This window comes from Aeromonas aquatilis (assembly GCF_054052405.1).
This window is the reverse complement of sequence record NZ_JBSTYP010000134.1, coordinates 1-1721: the sequence shown is the minus strand read 5'-3', so window position 1 is coordinate 1721 and position 1721 is coordinate 1. Positions and strand designations below refer to the sequence as shown.

Below are 1721 nucleotides of genomic sequence, written 5' to 3'. Positions count from 1 at the left end.
CGGGGGCAGCGGCGCGGCCCCTGATAGCTCTTGCCGTTAAGGGCATAGAGCGGATAGACCAGATCGCGGGTCAGGGTAGCGGCCAGCTGACGCAGGTCGGCATCCCGTACCTCCTGGCGCACCTCGTTATGGACATTGCCCAGGGCATTGGTCGAGCTCTTGCCATCGGCCTGTGAGGTCAAGGTGCCCCCCAAGATGGCCTTGCTCATGGAACGCTCGCACCACTCCATCATCACCACGAAGGGATCAGCCTGACCGCTGGCGGCGTTCTCGAACTCAATCTCCATCCCGCGCGGAATAATGCCCCCGGCGTTATGACCGATGGAGAGCACCGCCTGCAGCAGGGTGGCCTTCTCTTTCTCGGTCGCCCCTTCCGGGTATTTGCCAAGCCGCACCGGCAGGCCGTAGATCTCCAGAAACTCAGCAAGATCCCGCACACTGTAGTTCTTGAACAAGAACGGCCAGACCAGGGTGCGGACAAGGCCGGTGCGAGCCAGATACCCCGATTTGGACTTGGCCTTGTGCAGCAGCCAGCCAAACGGGTTGAGGGCAACCCCTTCCTGGCTGCCGTCTCGCAAGCGCAGCTGATTGCGATCGTCAGGGTGGGTCTGGAACCAGGCTGGGTCGCGCCAGATGATACCCTTGGGGATTTGCAGCCCCTCGACCATCTCCCAGCCGCTGAACTCCTGGGCACTGAACCCCTTGAGGATCCCGTCGGTGGCGTCAAAGATGGCATCATCCAACCAGGTGAAGTCCTCCAGCAGCTCCCGGATAAGCTCGGCATCACGCTTCTCGGCCGGGGTGGCGTTGCGGGGTGGCTCGATTGTCCAGCTCACCCCCAGCAGGGCTCGGCGGCGTTTGCCGAGCTCGCTCTGCAGGTGGGCATCCTTCTCCTCCATGTCTTCGGCCAGCTCGCACTGGGCGATCAGGCCCCCTTCCTCGGCCTCTTTCAGTGCAGCAGCCGCTTTGCCTGGGGTCAGCCCGATGGTCGGATGATCGCTGTAGTGACGGCGCAGCTGGGCCAACTTGGCATCGTTCTCGGTCTGCGGCTCTTTTTCCAGGCTCATGGCTTTGCCATGGATATCAATGATTCTGCCCATTACCAGGCTCCTCGCTCATATCGGTGATAGTCATCGTTGTTGTCGCTGCCATGGTCATCACGTTTACCTGGTAGTGGGGTGAACTCGATGGCGCCCCCCTCCATCCAGCTGGCCCGCACCGCCATGGCCAAGGCCACCGCAAAGTCACCGTGGCGCTGTTGGCCCCCTTGGCCAGTGTTCTTGCCCTTGTCGATCTTGGGGATGCCATTGATGACCTGGATTTTCCCCAAGTCATCCTGCACGTCTGCATGGCGCGGGATAGCCAGGTTGCCATCCTCAAACTCTGCCTTGAGCTTGGGCATCCACTCCCGATACCAAGGGTCATTGAGCATCACGCACTCGATCATGCTGGCGCCCCAGCGCAAGCGGGCCGCCTCTGCCAGATAGCCGCCGTTACCAGTGGCATCGAAGGCCGCCGCAGTGAAACGGTGCAGCCCAATCAGCAGGTAGAACAGGATCTGACGCTGGCTCTCATAGGGGGCATTGACCAGCTCCACCACAAAGGGCACCCGTTTGCTCAAGTTGGTGGAGATAGAGAGCGGTACGAAAACCGACAAGTCCCCTTTGCGGGCGAAATCTTCCCCCAGCACATGGCGGCAACTGCGATCGAGTGCTTCCAGA

1 protein-coding gene and 1 pseudogene are annotated in these 1721 nt (G+C 61.3%); both read right to left on the bottom strand.

The genetic code is table 11. The features are described from left to right. Window positions 1-1100, bottom strand: a 1100-nt coding sequence (locus ACW5W8_RS23600) for a DUF935 domain-containing protein (protein WP_498630850.1), incomplete at its 3' end; no start/stop codon positions are given. Then, a pseudogene (locus ACW5W8_RS23595) lies at window positions 1100-1721 on the bottom strand (hypothetical protein); the annotation flags it as partial. The pseudogene ACW5W8_RS23595 and the gene ACW5W8_RS23600, both read right to left, overlap by 1 nt.